Below are 25,227 nucleotides of genomic sequence, written 5' to 3' on the forward strand. Positions count from 1 at the left end.
ATTTTTAGAGCAAATACTCTAATTAGTCAAGTTACTTTGTGTGTTAGCCTTACTAATGCATGAACTGAATGGTTATTTTAGGATGTCCCAAACCAAAACGTTAAAAACCAAAGAGCGTATCTTACAGCTCAGCTTGCAGTTGTTTAATGAACGTGGCGAACGATCTGTAACCACCAACCATATTGCTGCTGAACTCGGCATGAGTCCGGGTAATCTGTATTACCATTTCCGTAATAAAAATGAAATTATCAAGGAACTGATGGAGCAGTATCAGCATCAGACGCTGGAAATGCTGGCACTTCCGGAAGATCGTGCTCTGGATGCCAATGACAAGATTCATTATTTTCAGGTACTAAGCAGTCAGCTTTGGGCTTATCGTTTTCTGCACCGTGATGTATACCATCTGGTAGAAAATAACGAAGATTTCCGCAAGCTTTATCCTCGTTTTGCCGGACAGGTCATGCAGCAGGGACAAAAAATTTATAAAGCTTTCGTAAATGCTGGCCTAATGGAAATGACTGATTCAGAAATTGAAGCGCTGATCATTAACCTCTGGATCGTACTGACCAACTGGACCAACTTCCTATATATGTCGGGGCATATTACCGATTCCAACACTCTGGAAGAAAAATGGGTCTGGCAGGCACTGCGTCAGATGGTGTTCCTGGAAGGTGCTTATCTGCGTGGTGAAAGCCGTCAGACATATGAGAGCCTTCTCAATTCGTTTGGTTCTTCAGAGCTGTTTGCCAGCCTATCGTCGCCTAAACCGCCTGAATCTGAACAAACTATTCAGAATATCGAAGAAACGCGTTAGAATACTCGGCTTATTTTTTTAATTTAACTAATTAGTGACCTTAACCAACATGAATATGACGACTGCTAATACCGCACGTTTATTGATTACTTGTGAAGACAAGCCGGGCATCGTGCAGGCTGTTTCAAGCTTCTTGTATCATCAGGGTGCCAACATTACGGCGCTTGATCAATACGCGACAGCAGCGCAGGGCGGACGTTACTTCATGCGTGTTGAGTTTGAACTGGACAATCTGCAAAGCCGTAAAGAAAGCCTGTTGCAGACTTTTGCTGCTAATGTTGCAGAGCGCTATGGCATGCACTGGCGTCTGGCACTGGTCAGTGATGTGAAGAAGGTCGGTATTCTGGTTTCTAAAGTCGACCATGCATTGCTTGAACTGCTATGGCGTCATGCACGCGGCGGTCTGCCATGTGAAATCACTAAAGTAGTATCTAACCACGAGACTCTACGTGAATCAGTAGAAAACTTTGGTATTCCGTTTGAAGTGGTTCCGGTGACCAAAGAGAACAAACGTGAAGCCTATGCACAGATTGATGAACTGATGCAGGGCAACGATCTGCTGGTATTAGCCCGTTATATGCAGATTCTCGATGAAGAGTTCGTAAGTAAATGGGAAATGAAAGTGATCAATATTCACCATTCATTCCTGCCAGCGTTCGTGGGTGCTAATCCTTACAAACAGGCTTATGACAAAGGTGTAAAACTGATCGGTGCAACTGCACACTATGTGACAGCTGATCTGGATCAGGGTCCAATCATCGAGCAGGATGTAGAGCGTGTGAACCATGACTTTACTGTTGAACAGCTGCGTGAATTGGGTCAGGATGTTGAACGTAATGTGCTGGCACGTGCAGTGAGATGGCATCTGGAAGACCGTGTGATTGTCGACGGCAATAAAACTGTCGTGTTCCAATAAGCGCTTGCATCTCGGTTTAAAAAAGGCATACTTTAAGTATGCCTTTTTTGTTTGAAACAAAAATAATGGAGAAAAGTGGGATTAGTAGTTGCAAATGAAAACACTTCTCATTTATTATTGGCGTACTTTAATTGTGCTAACCGATGAGCTTGATAGTTTGTTTCGCATCATCTCTTCGAGGTAAATAGATTTAATGAGTCAAGTTGCTGCTCCCATGACACCACCACCGTCAAATCAGATGAAAAAGAAAGTCGTTTCTATTCTGGCGGCGGTTCTGGTTGGACACGTGGGTCTCTTATGGGCAGTCAGCCAGATGGAAGCACCTGAACTGAAACAGGTCGATAAAGAACCTTTAAAGGTTCGTTTCGTCAAACTTCAGGAAGCCCCAAAACCTTTACCACCGAAGCCAAAGCCGCCAGAGCCTAAACAAGAGCCACCAAAGCCGAAAGAAGTTAAAATTGTAGAAAAACCGCTGCCACCGCCACCCAAAAAAGTAGAAAAAATTGAGCAGGTGAAAAAAGCAGAAACGCCTAAACCTGTTACTGCACCGCCAGTTGAAGCCAAACCGGCACCAAGTCCAGTGGTTCCTGCGGTCGTGACTGAAACTAAAAAAGTGGCACCTGCGCCTGCACCGGTCGCGCCACCAGCACCTGTCGCACCGCCGACTCCACCTGCACCGAAAAGTGTTGCAATTGGCGGCGGCGTATCTTGGCAGCGTGCACCAAAAGTGTCGCTCTCGGCAGGAGAGTTAAAATCAGCCTGTTCGCTAGTGGTGGATGTATCTGCAAATGAGCAGGGGAAAGTGGTCTCTGCGACCGCACGAAATTCGAGTTGTAGCCCGGCCGTTACGCGCAAAGTTGAATCAGCGGTACGTCGTGCACAACTGACCAAATATGTTGAAAATGGTGTGGCTTATCCAACCCGTGTGGAACAGCCTTTCGATTTTCAGATTACCAAATAACGGCTAACCCATTAGGAGTTCGAATATGAACTTTTCAGTTTATTGGCAACACGCTGATGCAGTCAGTAAAACACTGTATTTCGTGTTATTGGCAATGTCGATTGCGACATGGACCATTTTTGTGCTGCGTTTAATGGGCACTCGCCAACTTAAACAGATTGCCTATGCTCAATTATCTAAAGCATTAGGACAATTGAAAAATAAAATGACTCCTTTGGCATTTGAACAACGTAAAGCTGTAGCTGAACAGGCTTTATTACGTCAGATTGCATTAGAAAAAGGCAATGCAGAAAAAGGTGTATCTGTCTTGGGTACCATCGCTTCAATTTCACCCTTTGTCGGTCTGTTCGGTACAGTATGGGGGATCTTCCACGCACTGGTTGCCGTGGGTAAGAGTGGTCAGGCAGGTCTGGCACAAGTAGCCACTCCAGTGGGTGAAGCGCTGATCATGACCGGTCTGGGTCTGGCTGTGGCGATTCCTGCGGTACTTGCATATAACATCTGTGTACGTGTTAACCGTACTTTAAGCAATGAACTGCAAGACCATGCGCATAGCTTATTGATTGACACCATGTTGCAACAGGATTCTTCTGCAAAGAAGGCTGATGCAAAAGTAGCACAAGACAGTTTAGTTGGAGGTCAAGCTTAATGGCTTTTCAATTGGGTGAAGACAACGATACAGGCATGAATGAGATGAATCTCATTCCCCTGATCGACATCATGTTGGTATTGATGATCATCTTTCTGGTGACAGCGACCGTTGCGAACCCATCAATTCCATTAACCTTGCCGCAAACCACTGCAGAAATTATTGACCTGCCACCTGAAAATGTCACCATCAGCATCAATGCCAAAGGTGATGTAGCGTGGAATGGTGATGTACTGACCCTGGATCAACTTGAAACCCGTTTCAATGAGGCGAGCCAGGCACAGCGTCAACCGACCATCGTATTGAAAGCAGATAAAGAATCACGTTATGACACCGTTGCTCAAGTGATGTCACGCGCGAGTGGAGCCGGACTCAGCGATATTGCCTTTGCAACTGATAACTAATTTTTTACTCTCAATGAAAAAAGCGACTGATCTCAGTCGCTTTTTTATTACCTTAATTTAAGAGGGCATTTGATCAAGCCGCATCCAGATTAATGAGTTTTGAGCAGCGTCATAAACTTATGTTGTAATTTGTTCAGCTTGGGCGGAATCGCGAAATTACAGTAGCCCTGATTCGGATTCTTGGCAAAGAAATTCTGGTGATATTCTTCAGCAGGGTAGAAAGTCGGTGCAGGGCTAAGTTCAGTCACAATATTCAATCCTTCAGCTTTCAATGAGTCTATTGTGAGCTGTGCAGTTTCTTTCTGCTCATCATTAAAATAATAAATCACAGAACGATACTGCGTGCCGACATCATTGCCCTGACGGTTTAATGTCGTTGGATCATGGGTTGCGAAAAAGACTTCGAGCAACTGACTATACGTAATCTGATTTTCATCGAAATCGATCAGGATCACTTCGGCATGATTGGTATCACCGCCGCAGACTTGCTCATAGGTCGGATTAGGATTTTGTCCACCCGCATAGCCGCTGACGACCTTCTGTACGCCCTGAAGCTGTAAAAATACTGCTTCGGTACACCAAAAGCATCCACCACCAAATAGTGCTTGTTGCATGGTTAAGTCCTCATCATTGTAGAGTGCTGATTATTGAATGTTCATATGAGTATGAAAGATATAAAGCCTGCACGACACAGGTTTTTTGTAGTCAAAACTTAGCGAGGCTGTACTGCACTTTCTAACTGAATGAGTAAATTGCCATGACGGTCCATTAATTTCAGGGTTTTACCATAGACCTGATAATGAGTCACTTTGCTCAGTGCCTCCTTAAATTTCTGATCCAGACCTGCATTATCCAGACAAGCCATTTCGGTACTCGCCATCTGGCTTAAGTTAAGGGTGTCTTTGCCGGCAGTGTAGCTGCCCATTATACGATTACAGCCATCTGCGCCAGACACGCGTTGAGTCGCTGCATCGAATTGCAGACTTGGAATATTGCGTGCTGTCGGTGCTGTAGTAATTTCGGTATTGCCAATCTGGTTCACAATCCAGGTACGATTTTGCAAGAGCTGTAAATTATTTTCAGTTTTGACTGATGAGGTACTCGGTACGGTTTCACAACCTGACAGCGTAAAAACTGAACCTAAAATCATGATTGCTGTTAATTTTTTTAGCATGCGAGAGACTCTAATTCTGAGTTAGCTATTTGTATATAAACAAAAAAATGCAATATACGCCAGTTGATTTTGTATCTTTCTTTAAGTTCGATAGCTTAGAAAATTATCTGGAACTCGGCTCAGGTAGGCCTTGACGCAGGCGTTGTGAATACTCTTGACTGGAAATCTGACCGGTATCTTTAACCCGTGGATTAACGTGTGCACGCTTATACCAGGTTTGTATATCCCAGCGCTGATCTAGCGCTTTTAAATCATATAAATAATCGGGTAAATACCCAGAAGCCAGTAAGCGGTAATCTGAAGGAAGCTGTTGCTGAGATACTGCCTGAGCCATATCAAAGACCAGCGTCGTGCAGTTACTGCTCAGGGTGTTATACCATTTAGGCTCTTTGGCCAGTTCATCAGCCTTACGTAGATATTCTTTAAATAGGGCTTGAGCTTCTGCTTGTGGCATTTTTACCGGAAAAAAGTAAACCTGTTCACCACGAATATTGCTACGCGTATATACAATATCTTTCTCATCTGAGGCGACCAAACTCAGTTCATATTTTCGGAAGAAGCCACCAATAGCAGAAAATTTCTCATCCTTTTCTTTGCGAATTTCGATCGAGAAGGCGAGCGGTTTCTGATTGGCAAAATTAAAACTGACCAGCGTATGGGCAATTTTAGGTCCCATCCAGTAAGAGGTAATAATGTTTACCCCGGTAATGTCGTTTAGATCAAAACTCCGGCTTTCCCAGCGTTCGGTATATTGACCCTCTGCTTGCCAGTCAAAATTACGGATATTGTGCAAGGTGACTTGATTGCCTTGCTGCTCATAGGAGAGCAGTCGGGAAACTTCAGGATTCCAGTCACGATCCTGACGAGGTTCTATGCTTAAATAAGCCAGTAAGCTGACCAGAAAGGCTAGCAGATAAAGCACTGTATCCACCTGGCGGGAAATCAGATGCTTGGTGAAATAAATGCCCAAGACCACACAGGCAAATAGAAGCCAGAGACCGATCAGAATGATGCTGCCAATTTTACCCAAGGGTTGTTGCACCCAGAGCATCAGGCTCAGCCAAAGACTTGAACACAGGACAAATACACTAAACAGACTCCCTAATAACCACAGGCTCCAATGCTTTTCTGAATGGTCTTGTCCTTGCATGTTCAATCTTTTATAGAAAATAGGCTTTATTTTCTGTATGTTGCGAACTCAAATGCAATACCGGTTTTGTCATCGATATGTTGTTCTGATGCAACTTTTTTGAACTCGGCTGGAATTTCCGGATAGTAGGCGTGACCTTGTACATCCAGTTCAACATGGGTCAGTTCCAGACGATCAGCGATCTCCAGAGTCTGTTTAAAGATTTCACCACCGCCAATGATAAAAATAGCATTCGGTTTTTCTGAAGCCTGCACATCGGCCACGGCTTGAGTCAAGGCATCTTCAATCGTATGCGCGACTTTGACGCCTTCAAAAGACCAGTCAGGATCGCGGGTAATCACCCAGTTCACACGTTTAGGCAGCGCACGGCCCATCGACTCAAGCGTTTTACGGCCCATGACAATTACGCCGCCTTGAGTGATTTCCTTAAAGTGCTTGAGATCTGCTGAGATATGCCAAGGCAGGTCATTGTCCTTACCAATACAGCGCTGCTGATCCATTGCCACGACATGAACGACTTCTAAATCCTGAAATGCCATACCCATACTCAAAAACAGATAAAAATTATTGCTATTAAAATGCAAAATCCCACTTTAAGCAAAGTGGGATTTGAATATTTTCCGGGGTTTAACAGGAATTAAACTGCAACTGGCGCTTTAATTCCTGGATGTGATTCATAACCGACAATTTCAATATCTTCAAATTTGAAATCAAACAGGTCTTTAACTTCAGGATTCAGTTTCAACTGGCACAGGCCTAAAGGCTCACGACTGAGTTGAAGTTTGGCCTGTTCAAAATGATTGGCATATAAATGCGTATCACCGCCCGTCCAGACAAAATCGCCTACATCCAGATCACATACCTGCGCAATCATATGAGTCAGCAAGGCATAGCTGGCAATATTAAATGGAACGCCAAGGAAAACGTCAGCACTACGTTGATAAAGCTGGCAAGACAATTTGCCATTATGTACAAAGAACTGGAACAGGGTATGGCAAGGCGGTAAAGCCACCTGACTTGCTTCATTTGGATTCCAGCCAGATACAATCAGACGGCGTGAATTTGGATTGGTCTTGATCTCATTGATCAGCCATTTGATCTGGTCAAAACCATCCTGATTGTAGCTGCCATCCGCATTTTGAGTGGCACCAAAATTACGCCATTGATGGCCATATACTGGACCAAGTTCACCTTCTGGGCGACCAAAACGTGCGGTTTGTTCCGCAGTTGCCCACTCATCCCAGATGGTCACTTTATTGTCCTGAAGATACTTTACATGGGTATCACCTTTCAGGAACCACAGCAGTTCAATCACGATCGAACGAAAATGAACTTTTTTGGTGGTGAGTAAAGGGAAACCCTTGGAAAGATCAAAGCGCATCTGATGACCAAATACCGAGCGTGTACCTGTGCCGGTACGGTCGCCTTTATCGCCGCCGTTGTCGAGGATATGTTGTAAAAGGTCAAGATATTGGCGCATAGGTCTCTCTTAAAATCTGTTGCAAATTGCTTTTCTTTGAATTGGGCAATTTAAAATTGCGCTCATCATAACATTTTTTTGAGCACTTCCGCATAGCAGTGAAAATGATTAAACATGAGAGAAAAGGGCATAAAAAAGCACCCATGATGGATGCTTTTTTATCATCTTTTTTTAAGCCGTTGGCTTACCGGTATGTACCGTATGGATCAGATCAGCCAGGTCATAACCCAGCGATTCAGCATAGGCCAGATATTCCTGTTTGGTCGTTTCGTCCAGTGTTGGCTTACGATGCAGGAGCCATAGATATTTCATATTTGGCTCACCGACCAAGGCGGTCTCATAGTTGTCATCCAGTTTGAGAATCCAGTAATCCCCTTTGGTAAAAGGTACCCAGCGCAAACCTTCAGGCAAGAAACTGACTTCCAGTTTGCCATGTTCCGCATCAACAATAGTGGCTTCCCCAATAGATTCATCCAGTTTGCCCGCACCATCTAGACAACGGTTCTGGACGCGGACTGTGCCATTTTCATTCAGGCTGTAGGCTGCGGAAATATCAGTACTGTCTTCAGGTTGGTGTTTCATAGGCAGACGGGCAATTTCGTACCAGATCCCTAAATATTTTTCTAAATTGAAATTTGAAATAGTCTTTACATCATGACTCATATTTTTCTTCCTCATCATCTCAATTTAAATTTACTAAATCAGTCTAATACGAGAGTTGTTAGCCGGAATGATGTAATCCTGTAGTGAAATGTTGACTTTATTATCGTGAGTAAAATTACAGATTTAATCAGAAAGGCGCTCAAAAATTGATTTAGAAATAGAGTCTGAGCAGGGTCGGTAATAAATTTGAAAAGTAGTGAATTTATAACTTTTTTGTGAAAATTGTAAATTTTATAAATCTAAAAGAAATAACAAGTTAAGTAAAATTAAACAAATGCGGAAAAATATATTTACATTTTTAACGTGAAAAGTAACATTCAACCGTCTAGTATTCACCGCGTGTTGAAGATTTGAAAGCCAAACTTACAGGCGAGGAGTACTTGGTCCAATATGATTTATGATCATCAAGTGAATATGAGCGAAGTGCATGCTCCTGTTCAAGCGAACGTCATAATTCGTTCCCAATCGGGACAAAATTCCAAACGTCAGCCTCAGCGCTATACCTCTGTGTCAGCTCGTAACAAAAGCTCTGAATCTCGCAAGACTTTTAGTGCAATGAACGGCCAGCGTTTCGATATTGAAAAATTCACCAGCTACCTGCAAGGCATTACCCGCAGTACCAGTACACAGAAATGTGCACGCAGTATTCGCGTCGGTTTGCAGTCTTCAGGCGCAAAAATTGTGAATCATCCTGTCGCCGCAGCTGACTGGGGCAATACCCTGCAGCAATTAGGCTATCGAAAAATCAACCTGTCTTTTGACCGTCCGAAAAAAGGTGATATCTACATTATCGACCGGACTTCACAGCATCAGTATGGTCATATTGCAGCATATTCTGGTTCGGCCTGGGTTTCTGATTTTAAACAGAATGGCTATGCGGTCTATCGTAATTCCGATGTGAAATATACATATTACCGTCTAGATTCATATCTTTAAATCAGACGCTGAAAATTTCAGAAGTTAAAAATGAAAGTCGCGAAATGGTTCAATCTTCGAAGCGTTTCGCACGTTTATTATAAATCGACACGATAAACAGTCCAATCGCCACAAAACCCAAGCATTGTAGACCTAGCGCTACAGTTTTCCAGAGCTCACCCGTTTTGGGTAAATAACCGATCAGGCTAATTACTGCCACAATCGGAATCGCCATCGTTAAAGCACGAAAACCTTCGGCATAAGGATTTTCAGGAGAAAGCTTTAATCTGAATTCACGCAAGACGTGCATCAGCATTCCAATCGCCAGACTGATTCCAACAAATATCGAACCCAGTTTCGTTACAGTCGATGCTATGTAAATTACGATACATACCGCAATAATAATGATGAGCTTGAGCTGACGGTTGCAGCGTTCGGAGTACCAGAACTCAAGCATGTGGGGAACCTGAATCCGACTTGTTCTGATTAAGCAAAGACAGAGGCGAAAACAGGCAGATTGTCAAAGCCATAAAGGCAATTCCCTGAGCGCCTGGCAGCAAGATTTCACCCTGTTTCATGTTCATAAAAATCAGGCTGATTAATAAGGCAATCGGAATCCAGGTCAGGACACGATAGAACAGGCCAGTCGGATTTTTTGCTGCGAAATGAATTTTACAGTAACGACAAATCAGAAAAATAATTCCGGTACCGGCAAACATCAGGATGGCATCTAAAGGCAAAGGTTCCATCCAGTACAGACCTACGGCAATTGCAGCAATCACAACAAAGAACAGCAGTTTTTTCAGGAGCGACACCTGCGGATTGAACCAGAACTCAAGCATGATGATATATGAACAGAAAAGATAAAAAGCACTTTAGCATATTTTAAATATAAAAAAGCGAGGCAGAGGCCTCGCAATATTTAGGAAAATTATCCGTTATTTTTCTGTGGACCCCAGTCATAAACTTTCTTCTGATAGGCATACCACAGCATCCACAGACCAATCAGGATCATTGGCAGGCTCAGGAATTGTCCTTTACTCATCCAGCCAATAAATAGCTGACCATTATCCGGTTCACGGAAGAACTCAACGATAAAACGGGCCAGACCATAGCCGGTCAGGAATACCGCAGAAACCGCCATACGTGGACGTGGCTTGCTACTGAACCACCACAGTACAATAAACAGAATCAGGCCTTCACAGAGCGCCTGATACAGCTGTGAGGGATGACGTACCAGTTGCAGCGGATCGGTCGGGAAAATCATGCCCAAAGCAAAGTTTGGATCAGTCACTTGACGGCCATAGAGTTCACCACCAATAAAGTTACCGATCCGGCCAAACATCAGGCCTGTCGGAACGCAGGGCGCAATAAAGTCCAGTGTCTGGAACCAGGCCATCTTATATTTCTTGCACCACCACAACATCGCTACGATTACGCCGAGGAAACCGCCGTGGAAACTCATCCCACCGGTCCAGATCTGGAACAGCCAGAGTGGGTTTTCCAAAAACTGAGAAAAACCGTAGAATAAAACATAACCGACCCGGCCACCGATAATCACACCCAAAGCCCCAAAGAAAATCAGATCCGAGACCATATCTGGTGTCCAGCCGCGTTGTTTAGCGCGATAAGTCGCCAGTCCCCAGGCAAATAAAAAAGCCAAGAGATACATCAGTCCATACCAGTGGACTTGCAAAGGCCCGAGCGAAATTGCAACGGGATCTATGTTTGGATAGGTGAGCATTCCTGTTCCTTGTGATTCTGTTTTGCACAGATTTTAGCTGAAAGCGAAGAAAAATGTTGTACATTCAATGTGTAAAGATCGAGAGCATCAATTATGTGTATTGTGGCACTGGCTTGGCGAGTTCTGGATGAAACGCCATTATGTCTGATTTCAAATCGTGATGAGTTCTATCAACGTCCAACCCAGGCATTACATGAATGGGAGAACAGTCCGATTATTGCCGGGCAGGATCTGCAGTCTGGCGGTACCTGGATGGGTATAACTGCTTCAGGACGATGGGCAGTGATTACCAATTTCAGGGATGGTAATGACAAGAATAACTACCCAACTTCACGTGGACATATCATTCAGCATTTTCTGGAATCCGAATTGACACCTATCCGGTTTGCTCAAGAACTGGAAAAATGTCAATGTGATTATGCGGGCTTTAACCTGTTTGTCGGTGATCGTGATCAAGCCGTCTATATGAGTAATCGTGGCGAGGCACCACAAGTACTGGCACATGGGGTATATGTAGTCTCAAATGGCCTGATGAGCGAAGACTGGCAAAAGACCCGGCATTTGCGCAAGCGTTTTACCCAGGAATTTCTGCCCATGCTGCAGTATCCAGATATGCCTGAATCTGATCTTTGTTATGCCGTTTGGGATATTCTGGAAGATGAACGCAAGATCATTCCTGAATTATTGCCGAAGACCGGGATCTCGCATGAAATGGAACAGCTGTTATCTTCGACCTTTATTCAAAGTCCAGTGTATGGCACGCGCTGTTCTAATTTCCTGCGAATGAAAACCGATGAATGGCAGTGGCTGGAAAAATCCCAGCAGGGTGAAACCGCAGGGCAGGTCGTTGTGCAAGTCATTCCGATCACTTCATAAATAACAGTATTGGTGATGATATTTATAAAAAGATCAGTTTAAACAGTGAACTCTGAAAACGGATAGGTATGCTAGGATAAAGCCCATCTATCTACGCATTTTCAGCTTTCCTATGGCATTGCTCCTTCCGCTTATTTCATTTCTGATTGGATTCTGGGGCGTTCATTATTTAAAGTCGATCCGTCCATTCATGGCGGCCTTGCTGGCACGTCTTTTGATTCCCTTGATTGTCATTTACAACATGGTGTTTTATAAGCCGGGCAGTCTGTGGCTGATCGGTTTTAGTATCTTTAGCTCACTGTTTCTGTTTGGCCTGTTCTTTCTTTTCTCCAAAGATAAGTTGCGGGCATTATGTTTTAGTTATTTAAATGGGGTCTGGCTTGGCTTTCCTTTTGCCTTAGCTGTATTTGGTCCGGATGCCTTAAATACTATTGTTGCTCTTTATATTGGCGGTTCTTTATTTGGCAATGTCAGTGCAGTAGTGGCAGTCAGTGCTGAAAAACAGGCTCCTCAATTCATTATTAAAAATATGTTGAAATCCCCGCCAGTGATTGCGCTTTCTATTGCAGCGATTTTGTCCTTCTGGGATTTTACTACCTATGAAGCGCATCCGCTGATTCAATGGGGCTATGCCACGAACAAGTTTCTAGTGACTTTTGCCGGTATGTGTATTCTGGGAATGTGGTTGAGTAAAGTCAGGATTCAACTGAGTGATTTAAAACGTAGTTTGATCTTGATCAGCGGTCGTTTTGTGCTGGCTCTAGGTCTGGCAGCAGGGGCTTATTTCTTATTACCGATTCCACATCAAGCCCTGATCTATGCTGTGATGATGATGTATTTCCTGCTTCCACCCGCCGCGAATATTGTGGCGCTGGAAACCCATTATCAGGGCACAGGTTATTCAGCGAAATATATTGCCTCAGGAACGATTGCGAGTGCAATTTTGATTGGGGTGTATGGGATGGTGGTACATGCGGTGGTGCCAACGTTATGAAAGTTCCCTCTCCTTGTAGGAGAGGGTTAGGGAGAGGTAATTTACTATTTAAATCCCTCCCAACCTCCCTTTGAAAAAGGGAGGGGCTCCTTCTCCCCAAGGGTGAGGAAATGGCCTCCCTCTAACTCCCTCCTAAAAGGAGGGAGGACTTCTTTAAGAATTAGATTTATTTTTCCAAACTCGCCTTAAACAGTTTCATCGCCTGACCACGATGGCTGATTTTATTTTTTTCTTCCTTGCTCATTTCCGCACTCGCAATACCCAGTTCAGGTAACCAGAACAGCGGATCATAGCCAAAGCCATTTTCACCACGGGCTGCTTCCAAGATCTCACCTTTCCAGATGCCCTGGAAGATTTGTGGTAATGGGTCTTCGGCATGTTGAACTAAGGCCAGTACACACACAAACATGCCTTCAATCGGTTCACCGTCTTTACGCAGTGGTTTCAGGTCAGCCAGTAATTTTTCGTTGTTCGCTGCATCATCACCATGTTCACCCGCATAACGTGCAGAGTAAATTCCAGGTGCACCGCCCAGAACTGGTACACAAATCCCTGAATCATCAGCAATCGCAGGCTTGCCAGAAATACGTGAGGCATGACGTGCCTTGATAATGGCATTTTCAACAAAGCTCAAACCATCTTCAATCGCATCTTCGATGTTCAGCTGACCTTGAGGAATAACTTCAACTGGAAGTTTGAGTTCTGCAAACATCTTTTCAAATTCTGCAATTTTGCCTTTATTATTACTTGCCAGTACCAGTGTGCCTTGGGATAACCAGTCAGTTGAAGCCATATCAATTACTCATCTTTCAAATTACATATATGTAGTGTAGCAACTTGCTGCAGTTTTTAGGCCATAAAAAAAGCACCCGAAGGCGCTCTTTTGCAGATCCAGCTTATTGTGCCTGAATCCAACGGTCTGCACGATCACGTGCTTGACGGATCTGTTCCTGGGTCAAGTTGGCTGCCAATGCAGTTTTTTTGCCTTCAGATAAAGTAATCACTTTATTGTCCAGCATGCCGTCACGGGTAGAGAGTTCATACCACTGATAAGCACCTATATAGTTTTTCTTTTTCTCTTCCATCATCGCCAGGTTAAAGCTGGCACGATTATCACCGCGGCTGGCTGCTTTTTCAAAGTACTGGCGAGCCAGTGTTTCATCTTTCTTGGTGCCAATACCATCTGCCAGCATACGGCCAACATTCAGTTGAGCCACTGCCAGACCTTGATCTGCTGCTGCTTTATACCAGGCAAAAGCCTGACGTTCATCTTTCTGAATGTCTTTACCATACTGGTATTTTGTTGCTAAATAAAATTGTGCACCAGGCTGACCTGCTTTAGCCGCTTTAGTCAGACTATGAATGTCCATTACTGAATATTGCGCTGCTTGGCTGGCCACAGAAGGCGTTGGTGCAACGTAATCGGCATGGGCCTGCATGCCAAAAAGTCCAGCCAGTAGCGTCGTACTTAATAATAATTTTTTCATAGAGCGCTCACTCGATAAATTGCGACTTCACCAAACAGATTTGGGAGATGTTTGCTAAGCAAACTATCTTCTTGATTCCCATTCACAGCGAGTCGATTAATAATTTTGATGTTGTTTTCCGCGCATAATGCTTCAAAGTCACGGAAGGTACATAGGTGAATATTCGGGGTGTTATACCACATATAGGGTAAGGCTTCCGAAACCGGCATTTTCCCTTTTAATGCCAAGAAAGAACGAGTCTTCCAGTGCGCAAAGTTTGGAAAGGTAATAATGGCCTGTTTCCCTACACGCACCATGTCACGCAATAATACGTCTGGTGCATCTACAGCTTGCAAAGCCTGTGCCATCACCACATAGTCAAAAGACTGGTCAGCAAAACGGCTTAAACCGAGGTTTAAGTCCTGCTGGATGATATTTAACCCGCGACTGATCGCAATTGCAATCTTTTCTTGATCAATTTCTAATCCATATGCACGAATATTGTGCTTTTTGCTCATATGGGCCAGCAGTTCGCCATCACCACAACCGAGGTCGAGGATACGTGAACCGGGCTTGATCCATTTCTCAGCAAGTTGTTGGTCAATACGCATTACACAGCCTCCTTCGGTGTTGATCGCAGATGTTCTTCACCGCCCAGGAAGGCGCGCAAGGATTTTACATACAGGGGAATCGGGAACAGGAAAGAGTCATGGCCTTGTTCAGCATCAATATCGACATAGCTGACCGGCTTATGATTGGTAATGAGGGCATCCACGATTTCAACAGAACGTGAAGGCGAGAAACGCCAGTCAGTCGTGAAAGAAACTACCAGGAACTTACATTTGGTTTGCGCCATCGCTTTGACCAGTGACTGCTGATATTCACGTGAAGGATCGAAATAATCCAGTGCTTTGGTCATGATCAGATAAGTATTGGCATCAAAGTTACGGCTAAACTGTTCACCTTGGTAACGCAGATAGCTTTCGACCTGGAATTCTACATCGAAGCCATACATGAATTTGCCAGATTTTAAATCACGGCCAAATTTCTGCTTCATGGCTTCTTCAGACAGATAGGTAATATGACCAACCATCCGTGCCAGAATCAGGCCTCGTTTTGGATAGCTGTCATTTTCTAGATAACGGCCATGATGGAAGTCCGGATCTGACAGAATCGACTGACGCGCTACTTCGTTAAAGGCAATATTTTGTGCAGACAGTTTTGGTGCGCTGGCAATAATCACACATTTTTGCAGACGGTCCGGATAATCTACCGACCATTGCAAGGCCTGCATGCCCCCGAGTGAGCCGCCAATGATGGAATACCACACATCAATCCCCAGACGGTCAGACAGCATCGCCTGTGTTTTTACCCAGTCACGCACAGTGACTAGCGGAAAGTCTGGACCATATGGACGGTTATCATTTTCGGGATTAGGAGAGGTAGGACCAGTAGAACCATTACAACCGCCGATATTATTCAGCGCCACCACAAAGAATTTATTGGTATCGATTGCCTTGCCCGGGCCAATACAGGCATCCCACCAGCCTGGTTTTTTATCATCTTCATGATGATAACCGGCAGCATGGTGATGGCCAGACAGGGCATGGCAGATCAAAATGGCATTGGACTTATCGGCATTCAGTTCGCCATAAGTTTCTACCATCAGTTCAAAACGTGGGAGGATGCGACCGCATTCAAGCTCTAACGGCTGTTCGAATTGGAACTTTTGTGGGACAACAAGGCCCACTGAGTCAGCTGGAAAAGACACGGGAATGATTCGCCTTAAATCTTTAGTATGAATAAATAAAAGGATACCATTTGCAGGTATCCTTCTAAAGTCTTTTTAATGCTATGAATTATTGCTAATTCAAATACCGGATTTAGACGGCAGCAGCAATCACCTGTTCAGTGCTTAACACATCCTGATCGATCAGACGGTTGGTACATGCAATAATTGCTTCAATCGAAGAGGTCACGATGTTGTCATGCACGCCCGCACCAAAGGCAGATTTACCTGTGCCTTTTACTTGAAGTTCAACCAATGCCAAGGCTTTGGCATGTGCACCTGAACTGATGCTACGTTCTTCATAGTTCAAGACATCAATCGGCAATTGTAAGGCATCCAAGATCGCAGAGATCGGACCGTTACCTTCACCACGCAAGTGCTGAGTTTCACCATTGACTTCGATATCCAACTCAATCACCTGATTGCCATTTTCATCTGACAATTTGTAGTTTTTCGCTGAATAATGGGCATCTTTCGCAGCTACATAAGTTTCTTTGAACAAGCTCCAGATCGCTTGTGCTGAAATCTCAGTACCATCTTCATCAGTTTTTTGCTGCACGATTTGCGAGAATTCGATCTGTAAACGACGTGGCAAGGTCACGTTGTAGTTCGATTCTAACAAGTATGCGATACCGCCTTTACCAGACTGTGAGTTCACGCGAATGACAGCGTCATAGTCACGGCCCAAGTCTTTTGGATCGATCGGCAAGTACGGCATATCCCAGATTTCTTCGTTTTTCTGGAATTCGAAACCTTTTTTGATGGCATCCTGGTGCGAACCAGAGAAGGCAGTGAAGACCAAGTCACCCGCATATGGATGACGTGGGTGGACTGGCAAGCCCGTACATTCTTCAACAGTCGCAATGATTTCGTTGATGTTCGAGAAATCCAAGTTTGGCGCAACACCCTGGGTATACATGTTCAAGGCAATCGCTGCCACGTCCACGTTACCGGTACGTTCACCATTACCGAATACACAACCTTCGACACGGTCAGCACCGGCCATAATTGCCAATTCAGATGCTGCGATCCCACAGCCACGGTCATTATGGCAGTGAACTGAAATGATCACGCCGTCACGACGTTCGATGTTACGGTGCATCCATTCCACTTGGTCGGCATACACGTTTGGTGTAGAGACTTCGACAGTGGCTGGCAAGTTCAAGATCACTTTGTTTTCTGGAGATGCTTCCCAGATTTCAGTCACAGCGTCGCAAACGTCTTTCGCCACTTCCAATTCAGTTGCAGAGAAACATTCAGGGCTGTACTGGAAAACAAATTCAGTTTCAGGCTGTTTCGCTGCGTATTCTTTCACTTTTTGCGCTGCATTAATCGCTAACTGTTTTGCACCTTCAACGTCTACATTCAAGACCTTTTGACGGAAGGTTGGGGAGTTAGAATTGTAGATATGCACGATTGCGCGTTTTGCACCTTGTAAAGATTCAAAGGTACGTGCGATCAAATGATCACGTGCCTGAACCAGTACTTCAATGTAAACATCATCCGGAATATGACCTTCTTCAATCAATTTACGAGTGAAGTCGAAATCAATTTGAGAAGCAGACGGGAAGCCGATTTCAATATGTTTGAAACCGATTTTTACCAACATCTGGAACATTTTGAACTTCTGCTCGATGTTCATTGGCTCAAAGATCGCCTGGTTACCATCACGCAGGTCAGTACTCATCCAGATTGGCGCTTTAGTGATTTCATTATTCGGCCATTGACGGTCTGGTAAGTCCACACGTTGATACATGCGACGGTATTTTTTACTTGGATCAGCCAACATCATGAGAGAGCTCCTTATGCTGACTTGGGTACCGTAATCTTGGTTAAAGCGGTGCGTGGGTCAGCGGCATAGATTTTGTCTATTCATTGGGTTTTAGTGACAGTCTGGTTCAAACCTGAAATATGGTCTAAATATTGGTGGTTTAGCTCTACCAAATGCACTAAATACCTTACTTATAATTTAAAGTTTAATCCACTTATCCCGAAAAGTTTTTGCTATTTTTATGGATTTTAGTCGTATGTTAATAAAGATTTTCTTATAAACTTTAAGAATTGAAAAATATTTTCACTTATTCTAAATATTGTATTTTATATTTTCTTAATTTGGACATAAAGCGTTATTTATTACGTTCAATTGTGCCACAACTCAGTATATTTTAATAAACAATAGATCCAGTTGTTTTTAAAGATCATTGAAGACAGAGCCTCTTTTAAAGTTCAGCCCATTTACGCATTAAATTATGATACAGGTTGGTCAGTTTCATAACTTCTGCATGCTGATCACCCAGCTGCATTCTCAAGTTTTGAATACTCTGATCCAGATTAAACAACATATGCCGCTCTGCATCATCCCTGATCATGCTTTGTACCCAAAAAAATGAAGCAATTCGACAACCGGAAGTGATTGGCGTAACTTCATGCAGGCTGGTGGATGGATAAAGAATCATATCGCCGGCAGGCAATTTTACTTCGTGATAACCGTAAGTGTCTTCGACTACCAGTTCACCACCGACATATTCGTCCGGCTCGCTTAAAAAAACCGTACAGGATAAATCCGTTCTGAGGCGTTCACTGCTGCCGCGAATACGACGAATTGAATTGTCGACATGAAAGCCGAAAGATTCATTATTTTCATAGCGGTTAAAAAGCGGGGGAATAATATCCAGTGGAATCGCCGCCGATAAAAACAGAGCATGCTGTCCCAGCGATTCCAGAATAATATTGCTGAGATAATGAGTGAGTGAATGATCTTCAGGTAATTGCTGATTCTGTTTCACGGTGGCAGAGAGCGTACCCGCGGTAACCTTGCCATTGACCCACTCAATCTTATTCATCTCCTCACGGAAATATTGCACCTGTTCTTTGCTCAGTACATTTGGAATATGATGCAGCACGAGAAACCCCTGAATAATCGTCTTTTAAAAATAACATAGCCCCCATCAGGAGGCTATGCGGTTGCATTGAATTAATATTTAAAGTTGACTGCTAACACTGCACTACGTCCTTCTGCTTCAGTAGCATAGTGAGAAGCATAGGCTTTAGTGAAGTAACGTTTGTCAGAAAGGTTATTTACATTCAACTGTAAATCCACATTTTTGTTAACGTTATAACGCGCCATAGCATCGTAGCGTACATAAGATGGAGCCCATTTGATGTTTGCAACATCACCATAAACTTTGTCTGAATATACTGCACCACCACCCAAAGTTAATTGCGGCAATATCTTATAGGTAGTCCATAATGTTGCTGCTTGTTTAGGTACATTAGGCATTTGGTTGCCATTATAAATGGCATTATCTGTACAAGTTGCTGTTGAACCTGAACCACGGCATGATTTACCATTTTTTGTTAATTCACTATTAAGATAAGTATAACCTGCCGAAATATCCCATTTATCGGTAATTTGACCATTTAATCCTAATTCAACACCATCAACTTTACTTTCACCTACATTCGCATAAGTTGTTGGGTCAAGTTGTACACGAGTATTTTGTTTTTCAGTACGGAAGATCGCTGCTGTTAAATTCAAACGATCATTTAATAAGTCCCACTTAGTACCTAACTCGTAAGTTTGTGCTTCTTCAGGATCGATCATTTGGTTATTAGCATTTATGGTTTCGCTGTTATCTCCCCAACCAGCATTTAAGCCAACAGGACTGGCAGAGGTAGCATAACTTGCATAAATTGAACCATTTTCAACAGGTTTAAAGGTTATACCTGATTGATATGTAAAGAAGTCTGAATCATTGTTAGCTGTATATGCAGCAGCTGAAGATGTAGCACGAAAGTTTTGTGCAGCTTCAAACTTGTCCCAGCGCACACCAAGATCAAGTAACCATTGTGGTGTGATTTCAATACTATCTAATAAATATACAGAAGTGCTTTCAACCGTGGCATCAAAGTCTTGGCGGGCTTCTAGACGATCTAAAAATGGTTTTTGAGTTGGATTGTTTAGAGAAGTACACCAATTGCTTGAAAGGTCTTTACAGTCGCTGTAAAACCCAGTTGAGGAAACTTTGCCATCTTTACTGTTAATGATGTTATAACCACCTTTGTCAGTTTCTTGCTTGCTGTATTCAGCACCAACATTAAAGCTATGATTAATGGCACCTGTAGCAAATTTACCTATCAATGCTAATTGATTTGTAAAGGTATCGCTATCTGTGATGGCAGAGTTTTGACGATGCCATACTTGGCCATTAGCTACATTGCCTTTAGAATCATCAGGGTTTGTCCAGACATAATCATTTTTAGATTTGCTGTACATTGCAGTGTTTGTAACGGTTAGATTGTCAGTTAAATCATGTTCTAACTTGATTGTCCCTGCTTGGTTCTCTTGTTTTTGGAAGTCACGATCTTTCCAACCATAATAAACGCCTTGTTTTACTCCCGCAGGTTTACCTTGTGGTTTACCTAAACCAGCATCCCAATATGGTATACCTGAATCGGGAGTATCATCCGATTTTAAATAGTAATAACTTAAAGTTGCACGAGTAGGGGTGTCTAAGCCGAAAGTAATACTAGGGGCAATACCAGCACGTTTATATTCAGCACCATCAGATTGACCTGCTTTCTCATTCATGTGGCCCATAACGGCAACACGTGTAGCAATCCCATTGCCAAAATCTTTGTTGCCATCAAGCGTCACACGTGCATAAGCATCTGTACCGCCAGCAACAGTACCTTCTAAAAAGTCACCTTTTTTGGCCACTTTAGAAATCATGTTGATGCTACCGCCAACAGTACCTGCACCACCCATAGCAGAAGCAGAACCTTTGGTGACTTCAACTTGTTCTATGGCAAACATTTCACGGTTTTGTGAGGTTGAATTACGAATACCATCTAAATACATTGAGCTTTCAGAGCTATAGCCACGGATAAATGGACGGTCGCCATTCGGGTTGCCGCCTTCACCCGCACCCAAGGTAATACCCGGTACAGTACGTAAAGCATCAGAAAGTGTAGTGACTTGAGTGTCTTCAATCAGTTGTTTAGAAATGACTGATACAGATTTAGGTGTATCCAGTAAGGGTGCAACAAATTTCTTATTTGCGGAATTATCTACTTTTAAACTTGGTGTCTGTTCAGCTTTAACTTCTTGATGAATAGTTTCGAGCTTGACCACATTTTCATCAGCCACAGCATTTACAGTTACAATCGAGAGGGAAGAGGCAATCGCCGATGAAACGAGTTTTTTACGTGATTTGATAAACGACATGTGGGAACCCGAAAAAAGCATAAAATTTATGTATGCGAATAATAATAATTCTTATTTAAATTAAGAATTACTTTTCGATAGGAAATGACGATTTTAAAAATTATATTAATTTCCTTTAGCGATGTTATAGTGTATCAAAATGTTTCTAAGTTAATGTATTTAAACTAAATCTGATTAATAGATTATTATCTTTACTTTTATTGAGATTATTAGAGTTTAAAAAAATTGAAGAAAAGATAAAGAAAAGTTTACTAAAAGCACTATAAAAATCCATAAATGCAGATTAAAGAGATGATCTGTCCAGTTTCAGTAATCAATATATCTATTCTTATTTGAGGGAAGGGATATTTAATCAAAGAAAAATGAATTTGACTGAATAAATTGGATTATTACAGCATTAATAAAGACGATTCAAGTATTGTGTTTTGTATATCTGCAAATGTTGTCATATAATGTGGCACATTTTTATAAACCTGTTATTACCAAATATATAGAGGAAGCCATGCAAGTAACTTCTGAAGCGGTTTCGGGCGTTGCCCGTCGTTTAAATGTTTCTGTACCGACGAGCCGTATTAATGAGCAATTTGAAGCTCGTTTAAAACGCACTGCTAAAACTGCGAAGATCAACGGCTTCCGTCCAGGTAAAGTACCTGTAAACGTAGTTCGTCGTGAATACGGCGCTGGTATCTACCAAGAAGTTGTCAACGACATCATTCGTGACACAGTTTTCGAAGCAATCCAACAAGAAAAAATCAACGCTGTTGGTATGCCAAACATCGAAAAAACTGAAATGAAAGACGACGCTTTAGTTTATGAAGCGACTGTTGAAGTTTATCCAGAAGTTGAAGTGAAATTCGAAGGTCTGGAAGTTGAACGTAAAGCGTCTGAAGTAAATGAAAAAGACGTTGAGAAGATGATTGAAAATCTTCAAAAACAACGCGCTTCTTGGGCTGAAACTAAAGGCATGGCTAAAAAAGACATGCAAGTAACTTTCGACTTCGAAGGTACTGTTGATGGCGAAAAATTTGAAGGCGGCGCTGCGCAAGACTTTAAACTTGTTTTAGGTTCTGGTCGTATGATCCCTGGCTTCGAAGATGGCATCATCGGTATGAAGAAAGGCGAAGAGAAAGTGATCGATGTTACTTTCCCTGAAGATTACCAAGCTGAAAACTTAGCTGGTAAACAAGCTCAATTCAAAATCAATGTGAAACTTGTTGAAAAACAAAAACTTCCAGAAATTGATGCTGAATTCCTGAAAATCTTCGGTATTTCTGAAGAAGATGGCGTTGAAAAACTGAAAGCTGACGTTCGTAAAAACATGGAACGTGAAGTGAAAAACGGCCTTCGTAACCAGGTTAAAGGCGCAACTTTCGATGCACTTGTAGCTGCAAACGAAGTTGAACTTCCATCTGCAATGGTTGCTCAGGAAATTGACCGTCAACGTCAACAAATGATCCAGCAGTTCACTCAACAGTTCGGTGCTCAAGGCGCGAAAGCATTTGATTCAAGCATGCTTCCAGATGACCTGTTCAAAGAACAAGCTGAGAAATCAGTTAAACTTGGCGTATTGGTAAGCCGTATTCTTGCTGATGCGAAAATCGAAGTAGATCAAGCGCGCGTTGAAGCTTATATCGAAGACATGGCTTCTTCTTACGAAGATCCAAACGAAGTGATCGAATACTTCAAGAATGACAAGCAACAACGTGCTCAAATCGAAGCAGTTGTACTTGAAGACCAAGTTGTTGATCACATTCTGTCATCTGCTAAAGTGACTGATGCGACTGTAAGCTATGAAGACTTATTGAAAGAGCAACAAGCTCGTCAACAAGGCTAATTCAAGCTTTCCATAAAAAGGCGCTTCGTGCGCCTTTTTTCATATTAGTAATTTCTTGACATATCTGATTTTCACAAAACTAATGCAAAAAATATGATGGAATTATTCGCGATTATTTTGCAATTTCATTGATTATCCCTCATATTGTGATTATGGATTAAGTCACAAAAATTTAGGAATAAATAAACCTATGTATGTTCCAACGATTGAAAACGCTTTAGTGCCAATGGTGGTAGAACAATCCTCTCGTGGTGAGCGTTCTTTTGATATTTATTCACGCCTTTTACGTGAGCGGGTAATTTTTCTGACAGGTGAAGTTGAAGACAATATGGCCAACCTGATCGTTGCGCAAATGTTGTTTTTAGAAGCTGAGAACCCAGATAAAGATATTCATTTATATATCAACTCACCGGGTGGTTCGGTGACTGCTGGCATGGCGATCTACGATACCATGCAGTTTATTAAACCGGATGTTGTGACTTACTGTATGGGTCAGGCAGCATCAATGGGCGCATTCCTGCTCAATGCAGGGACTAAAGGCAAACGTTACTGCCTTGAAAATGCACGTGTCATGATTCACCAGCCTTTGGGTGGTTTCAAAGGCCAGGCATCAGATATTGAAATTCACGCACGTGAAATTCTGTTCATTAAAGAACGTTTAAACCGTTTAATGGCTGAACATAGCGGTCAGGACTATGAAAAAGTGGCACGTGATACAGACCGTGACAACTTCATGACTGCTCAGCAAGCGAAAGAATACGGTCTTGTGGATGAAGTTCTAACGAAACGTCCATAAGTTTTAGAGATTGAGATATTGGAGTAAATATGTCCGAACATCCTCAAGGACAAAAGCATTGTTCATTTTGCGGTAAAACGCAGTCTGAAGTCGGAAAGCTGATTGCAGGCGAGGACGCATACATTTGTAATGAATGTGTGGACGTATGCTTAGATTTGGTTCAAACCAGTCAACAGGTCGAAACCAATGACTGGGCGAACCGTCCTTTACCGAAACCGCATGAAATCCGTGCGGCGCTCGATCAATATGTGATTGGTCAGGACGTAGCGAAAAAGACATTATCTGTGGCCGTATATAACCATTACAAACGTCTGAAAGTACAGACCAATGGTAAGAAAGCAGATGATTCCGTTGAAATTGCCAAAAGTAATATCCTGCTGGTCGGTCCGACGGGTTCAGGTAAAACTTTGCTGGCACAAACCCTTGCCCGTCTTCTGGACGTTCCATTTGCGATGGCAGATGCAACAACCCTGACTGAAGCGGGTTATGTGGGTGAAGATGTTGAAAACATTGTACAAAAGCTTTTGCAAAAAGCTGATTACGATGTCGAAAAAGCGCAAAAGGGAATTATCTATATCGATGAAATCGACAAGATTACCCGTAAATCTGAGAATCCATCGATTACCCGTGATGTATCAGGTGAAGGCGTACAGCAAGCCTTGTTGAAAATGATCGAAGGTACGGTTGCTTCAATCCCACCACAAGGTGGCCGTAAGCATCCGCAGCAGGAATTCATTCAGATTGATACTTCGAACATTCTGTTCATCTGTGGCGGTGCTTTCTCAGGTCTTGAGAAAATCGTACAGCAGCGTCAGGAGAAAGGTGGTATTGGCTTTACTGCAGAAGTCCGTAATAAAGACGAAAGCAAAAAGCTGTCTGAATTGTTCCGTCAGGTCGAAGCGACTGACTTGGTGAAATTTGGTCTGATTCCAGAATTCATTGGTCGTTTACCAGTGATTGCGACTCTGGATGAGCTAGATGAAGAAGCTTTAATGCAGATTCTGACTGAGCCGAAGAATGCATTAACCCGTCAATATAAACATTTGTTTGAGATGGAAAATGTGGACTTGGTCTTTGAAGATTCAGCACTACGTGCCGTTGCGAAAAAAGCACTGGAACGTAATACTGGTGCGCGTGGCCTGCGTTCGATTCTGGAAAATTCATTGCTAGAAACCATGTATGACTTGCCAAGTCGTAGCGATGTAGGCACTGTGGTGGTGAATGAAGCCGTCATTAATGGCGAAGCTGCACCAGAGTTTCGTGCTGAACGTCAACCACATGATGAGCCAGAAACAGCAGCAAAAGTTGATTTAAAGGTGGTGAATAGCAAATCTGCTTGATTGCTATTCGTCAGAAACGTGCGAAAACCCCGTGT

27 protein-coding genes are annotated in these 25,227 nt (G+C 43.0%); 11 read left to right on the top strand and 16 right to left on the bottom strand.

From position 1 onward, the window contains the following. The first annotated feature begins 82 nt into the window (after positions 1 to 82). The 5 genes from ACEWB7_RS02665 to ACEWB7_RS02685 all read left to right on the top strand — a co-directional run bounded on the left by ACEWB7_RS02665 (position 83) and on the right by ACEWB7_RS02685 (position 3,744). On the top strand, positions 83 to 814 hold the full coding sequence (locus ACEWB7_RS02665; RefSeq protein ID WP_411580400.1) for a TetR/AcrR family transcriptional regulator: 732 nt from the start codon (positions 83 to 85) through the stop codon (positions 812 to 814). 49 nt (positions 815 to 863) lie between these two features. Next, entirely contained in the window at positions 864 to 1,730 is an 867-nt protein-coding gene (purU, locus tag ACEWB7_RS02670) for a formyltetrahydrofolate deformylase (RefSeq protein ID WP_005232297.1), read from the top strand. A gap of 193 nt (positions 1,731 to 1,923) precedes the next feature. After that, entirely contained in the window at positions 1,924 to 2,691 is a 768-nt protein-coding gene (locus tag ACEWB7_RS02675) for a TonB-dependent receptor (RefSeq protein WP_180033539.1), read from the top strand. Between the two features lie 25 nt (positions 2,692 to 2,716). Then, entirely contained in the window at positions 2,717 to 3,340 is a 624-nt protein-coding gene (locus ACEWB7_RS02680) for a MotA/TolQ/ExbB proton channel family protein (protein ID WP_004781903.1), read from the top strand. Beyond that, on the top strand, positions 3,340 to 3,744 hold the full coding sequence (locus ACEWB7_RS02685) for an ExbD/TolR family protein (RefSeq protein ID WP_004781905.1): 405 nt from the start codon (positions 3,340 to 3,342) through the stop codon (positions 3,742 to 3,744). The genes ACEWB7_RS02680 and ACEWB7_RS02685 overlap by 1 nt, the downstream gene beginning before the upstream one ends. Positions 3,745 to 3,833: 89 nt before the next feature. Here the strand turns inward: ACEWB7_RS02685 and msrA are convergent, their stop codons facing one another. From msrA to ACEWB7_RS02715, 6 genes are all read right to left on the bottom strand, one after another. After that, positions 3,834 to 4,358, bottom strand: a complete 525-nt coding sequence (gene msrA, locus ACEWB7_RS02690) for a peptide-methionine (S)-S-oxide reductase MsrA (protein ID WP_004781907.1) — start codon at positions 4,356 to 4,358, stop codon at positions 3,834 to 3,836. 98 nt (positions 4,359 to 4,456) lie between these two features. Beyond that, a complete protein-coding gene (locus ACEWB7_RS02695; RefSeq protein WP_411580401.1) occupies positions 4,457 to 4,918 on the bottom strand; it encodes an META domain-containing protein in 462 nt (153 codons plus the stop codon). 103 nt (positions 4,919 to 5,021) lie between these two features. Further along, positions 5,022 to 6,068 carry a DUF4105 domain-containing protein gene (locus tag ACEWB7_RS02700; protein ID WP_411580402.1) on the bottom strand — a complete coding sequence of 349 codons (1,047 nt, stop codon included), beginning with the start codon at positions 6,066 to 6,068 and terminating at the stop codon, positions 5,022 to 5,024. A gap of 26 nt (positions 6,069 to 6,094) precedes the next feature. Further along, complete coding sequence (gene dfrA40 / locus ACEWB7_RS02705; RefSeq protein WP_005232285.1) at positions 6,095 to 6,607, bottom strand: trimethoprim-resistant dihydrofolate reductase DfrA40; 513 nt, start codon at positions 6,605 to 6,607, stop codon at positions 6,095 to 6,097. Positions 6,608 to 6,705: 98 nt separating this feature from the next. After that, the gene (gene thyA / locus ACEWB7_RS02710; RefSeq protein WP_034169878.1) at positions 6,706 to 7,548 is read right to left on the bottom strand and encodes a thymidylate synthase; all 843 of its coding nucleotides are present in this window, start codon (positions 7,546 to 7,548) and stop codon (positions 6,706 to 6,708) included. 171 nt (positions 7,549 to 7,719) lie between these two features. Further along, on the bottom strand, positions 7,720 to 8,211 hold the full coding sequence (locus ACEWB7_RS02715) for a lipocalin family protein (protein ID WP_411580403.1): 492 nt from the start codon (positions 8,209 to 8,211) through the stop codon (positions 7,720 to 7,722). A 390-nt stretch (positions 8,212 to 8,601) separates the two neighbouring features. Between ACEWB7_RS02715 and ACEWB7_RS02720 the strand changes: the two genes are divergently transcribed. Beyond that, entirely contained in the window at positions 8,602 to 9,147 is a 546-nt protein-coding gene (locus ACEWB7_RS02720) for a CHAP domain-containing protein (protein WP_166136276.1), read from the top strand. Positions 9,148 to 9,196: 49 nt separating this feature from the next. Here ACEWB7_RS02720 and ACEWB7_RS02725 read toward each other — a convergent pair whose 3' ends face one another. The 3 genes from ACEWB7_RS02725 to lgt all read right to left on the bottom strand — a co-directional run bounded on the left by ACEWB7_RS02725 (position 9,197) and on the right by lgt (position 10,870). Continuing rightward, entirely contained in the window at positions 9,197 to 9,583 is a 387-nt protein-coding gene (locus ACEWB7_RS02725; protein WP_411580404.1) for a hypothetical protein, read from the bottom strand. Next, positions 9,576 to 9,968 carry a hypothetical protein gene (locus tag ACEWB7_RS02730; protein WP_034169880.1) on the bottom strand — a complete coding sequence of 131 codons (393 nt, stop codon included), beginning with the start codon at positions 9,966 to 9,968 and terminating at the stop codon, positions 9,576 to 9,578. The genes ACEWB7_RS02725 and ACEWB7_RS02730 overlap by 8 nt, the downstream gene beginning before the upstream one ends. An 89-nt stretch (positions 9,969 to 10,057) precedes the next feature. Beyond that, on the bottom strand, positions 10,058 to 10,870 hold the full coding sequence (gene lgt, locus ACEWB7_RS02735) for a prolipoprotein diacylglyceryl transferase (RefSeq protein ID WP_312157888.1): 813 nt from the start codon (positions 10,868 to 10,870) through the stop codon (positions 10,058 to 10,060). Positions 10,871 to 10,963: 93 nt separating this feature from the next. On the opposite strand from lgt, the gene ACEWB7_RS02740 reads away from it, so the two are divergent. Beyond that, complete coding sequence (locus tag ACEWB7_RS02740; RefSeq protein WP_411580405.1) at positions 10,964 to 11,746, top strand: NRDE family protein; 783 nt, start codon at positions 10,964 to 10,966, stop codon at positions 11,744 to 11,746. Between the two features lie 112 nt (positions 11,747 to 11,858). After that, positions 11,859 to 12,740: a permease gene (locus tag ACEWB7_RS02745; protein WP_034704389.1), complete on the top strand. Its 882-nt coding sequence runs from the start codon at positions 11,859 to 11,861 to the stop codon at positions 12,738 to 12,740. A 166-nt stretch (positions 12,741 to 12,906) separates the two neighbouring features. Here the strand turns inward: ACEWB7_RS02745 and rdgB are convergent, their stop codons facing one another. The 7 genes from rdgB to ACEWB7_RS02780 form a co-directional block, all read right to left on the bottom strand. After that, positions 12,907 to 13,533: an RdgB/HAM1 family non-canonical purine NTP pyrophosphatase gene (gene rdgB / locus ACEWB7_RS02750; RefSeq protein ID WP_034704392.1), complete on the bottom strand. Its 627-nt coding sequence runs from the start codon at positions 13,531 to 13,533 to the stop codon at positions 12,907 to 12,909. A 103-nt stretch (positions 13,534 to 13,636) separates the two neighbouring features. After that, positions 13,637 to 14,227 (bottom strand): tetratricopeptide repeat protein, encoded by a 591-nt coding sequence (locus ACEWB7_RS02755; RefSeq protein ID WP_034704393.1) that lies wholly within the window; start codon positions 14,225 to 14,227, stop codon positions 13,637 to 13,639. Then, entirely contained in the window at positions 14,224 to 14,817 is a 594-nt protein-coding gene (metW, locus tag ACEWB7_RS02760; RefSeq protein ID WP_004781976.1) for a methionine biosynthesis protein MetW, read from the bottom strand. The genes ACEWB7_RS02755 and metW overlap by 4 nt, the downstream gene beginning before the upstream one ends. Next, positions 14,817 to 15,977 (bottom strand): homoserine O-succinyltransferase MetX, encoded by a 1,161-nt coding sequence (gene metX, locus ACEWB7_RS02765; RefSeq protein ID WP_034704397.1) that lies wholly within the window; start codon positions 15,975 to 15,977, stop codon positions 14,817 to 14,819. The genes metW and metX overlap by 1 nt, the downstream gene beginning before the upstream one ends. A gap of 112 nt (positions 15,978 to 16,089) precedes the next feature. Next, positions 16,090 to 17,787: a 2-isopropylmalate synthase gene (leuA, locus tag ACEWB7_RS02770; protein WP_034704399.1), complete on the bottom strand. Its 1,698-nt coding sequence runs from the start codon at positions 17,785 to 17,787 to the stop codon at positions 16,090 to 16,092. 427 nt (positions 17,788 to 18,214) lie between these two features. Next, a complete protein-coding gene (locus ACEWB7_RS02775; RefSeq protein WP_312307414.1) occupies positions 18,215 to 18,898 on the bottom strand; it encodes a Fe2+-dependent dioxygenase in 684 nt (227 codons plus the stop codon). 71 nt (positions 18,899 to 18,969) lie between these two features. Further along, positions 18,970 to 21,222 carry a TonB-dependent siderophore receptor gene (locus ACEWB7_RS02780; RefSeq protein WP_312307415.1) on the bottom strand — a complete coding sequence of 751 codons (2,253 nt, stop codon included), beginning with the start codon at positions 21,220 to 21,222 and terminating at the stop codon, positions 18,970 to 18,972. A gap of 502 nt (positions 21,223 to 21,724) precedes the next feature. On the opposite strand from ACEWB7_RS02780, the gene tig reads away from it, so the two are divergent. From tig to clpX, 3 genes are all read left to right on the top strand, one after another. Further along, positions 21,725 to 23,056 (top strand): trigger factor, encoded by a 1,332-nt coding sequence (gene tig, locus ACEWB7_RS02785; RefSeq protein ID WP_312307416.1) that lies wholly within the window; start codon positions 21,725 to 21,727, stop codon positions 23,054 to 23,056. A gap of 190 nt (positions 23,057 to 23,246) precedes the next feature. Beyond that, positions 23,247 to 23,852 (top strand): ATP-dependent Clp endopeptidase proteolytic subunit ClpP, encoded by a 606-nt coding sequence (gene clpP / locus ACEWB7_RS02790; protein ID WP_004781985.1) that lies wholly within the window; start codon positions 23,247 to 23,249, stop codon positions 23,850 to 23,852. A 29-nt stretch (positions 23,853 to 23,881) separates the two neighbouring features. After that, positions 23,882 to 25,192 (top strand): ATP-dependent protease ATP-binding subunit ClpX, encoded by a 1,311-nt coding sequence (gene clpX, locus ACEWB7_RS02795; protein WP_004781987.1) that lies wholly within the window; start codon positions 23,882 to 23,884, stop codon positions 25,190 to 25,192. The last annotated feature ends 35 nt before the right edge of the window (positions 25,193 to 25,227 follow it).

This window comes from Acinetobacter sp. NIOH-H-8 (assembly GCF_046635365.1).
GTDB lineage: Bacteria > Pseudomonadota > Gammaproteobacteria > Pseudomonadales > Moraxellaceae > Acinetobacter.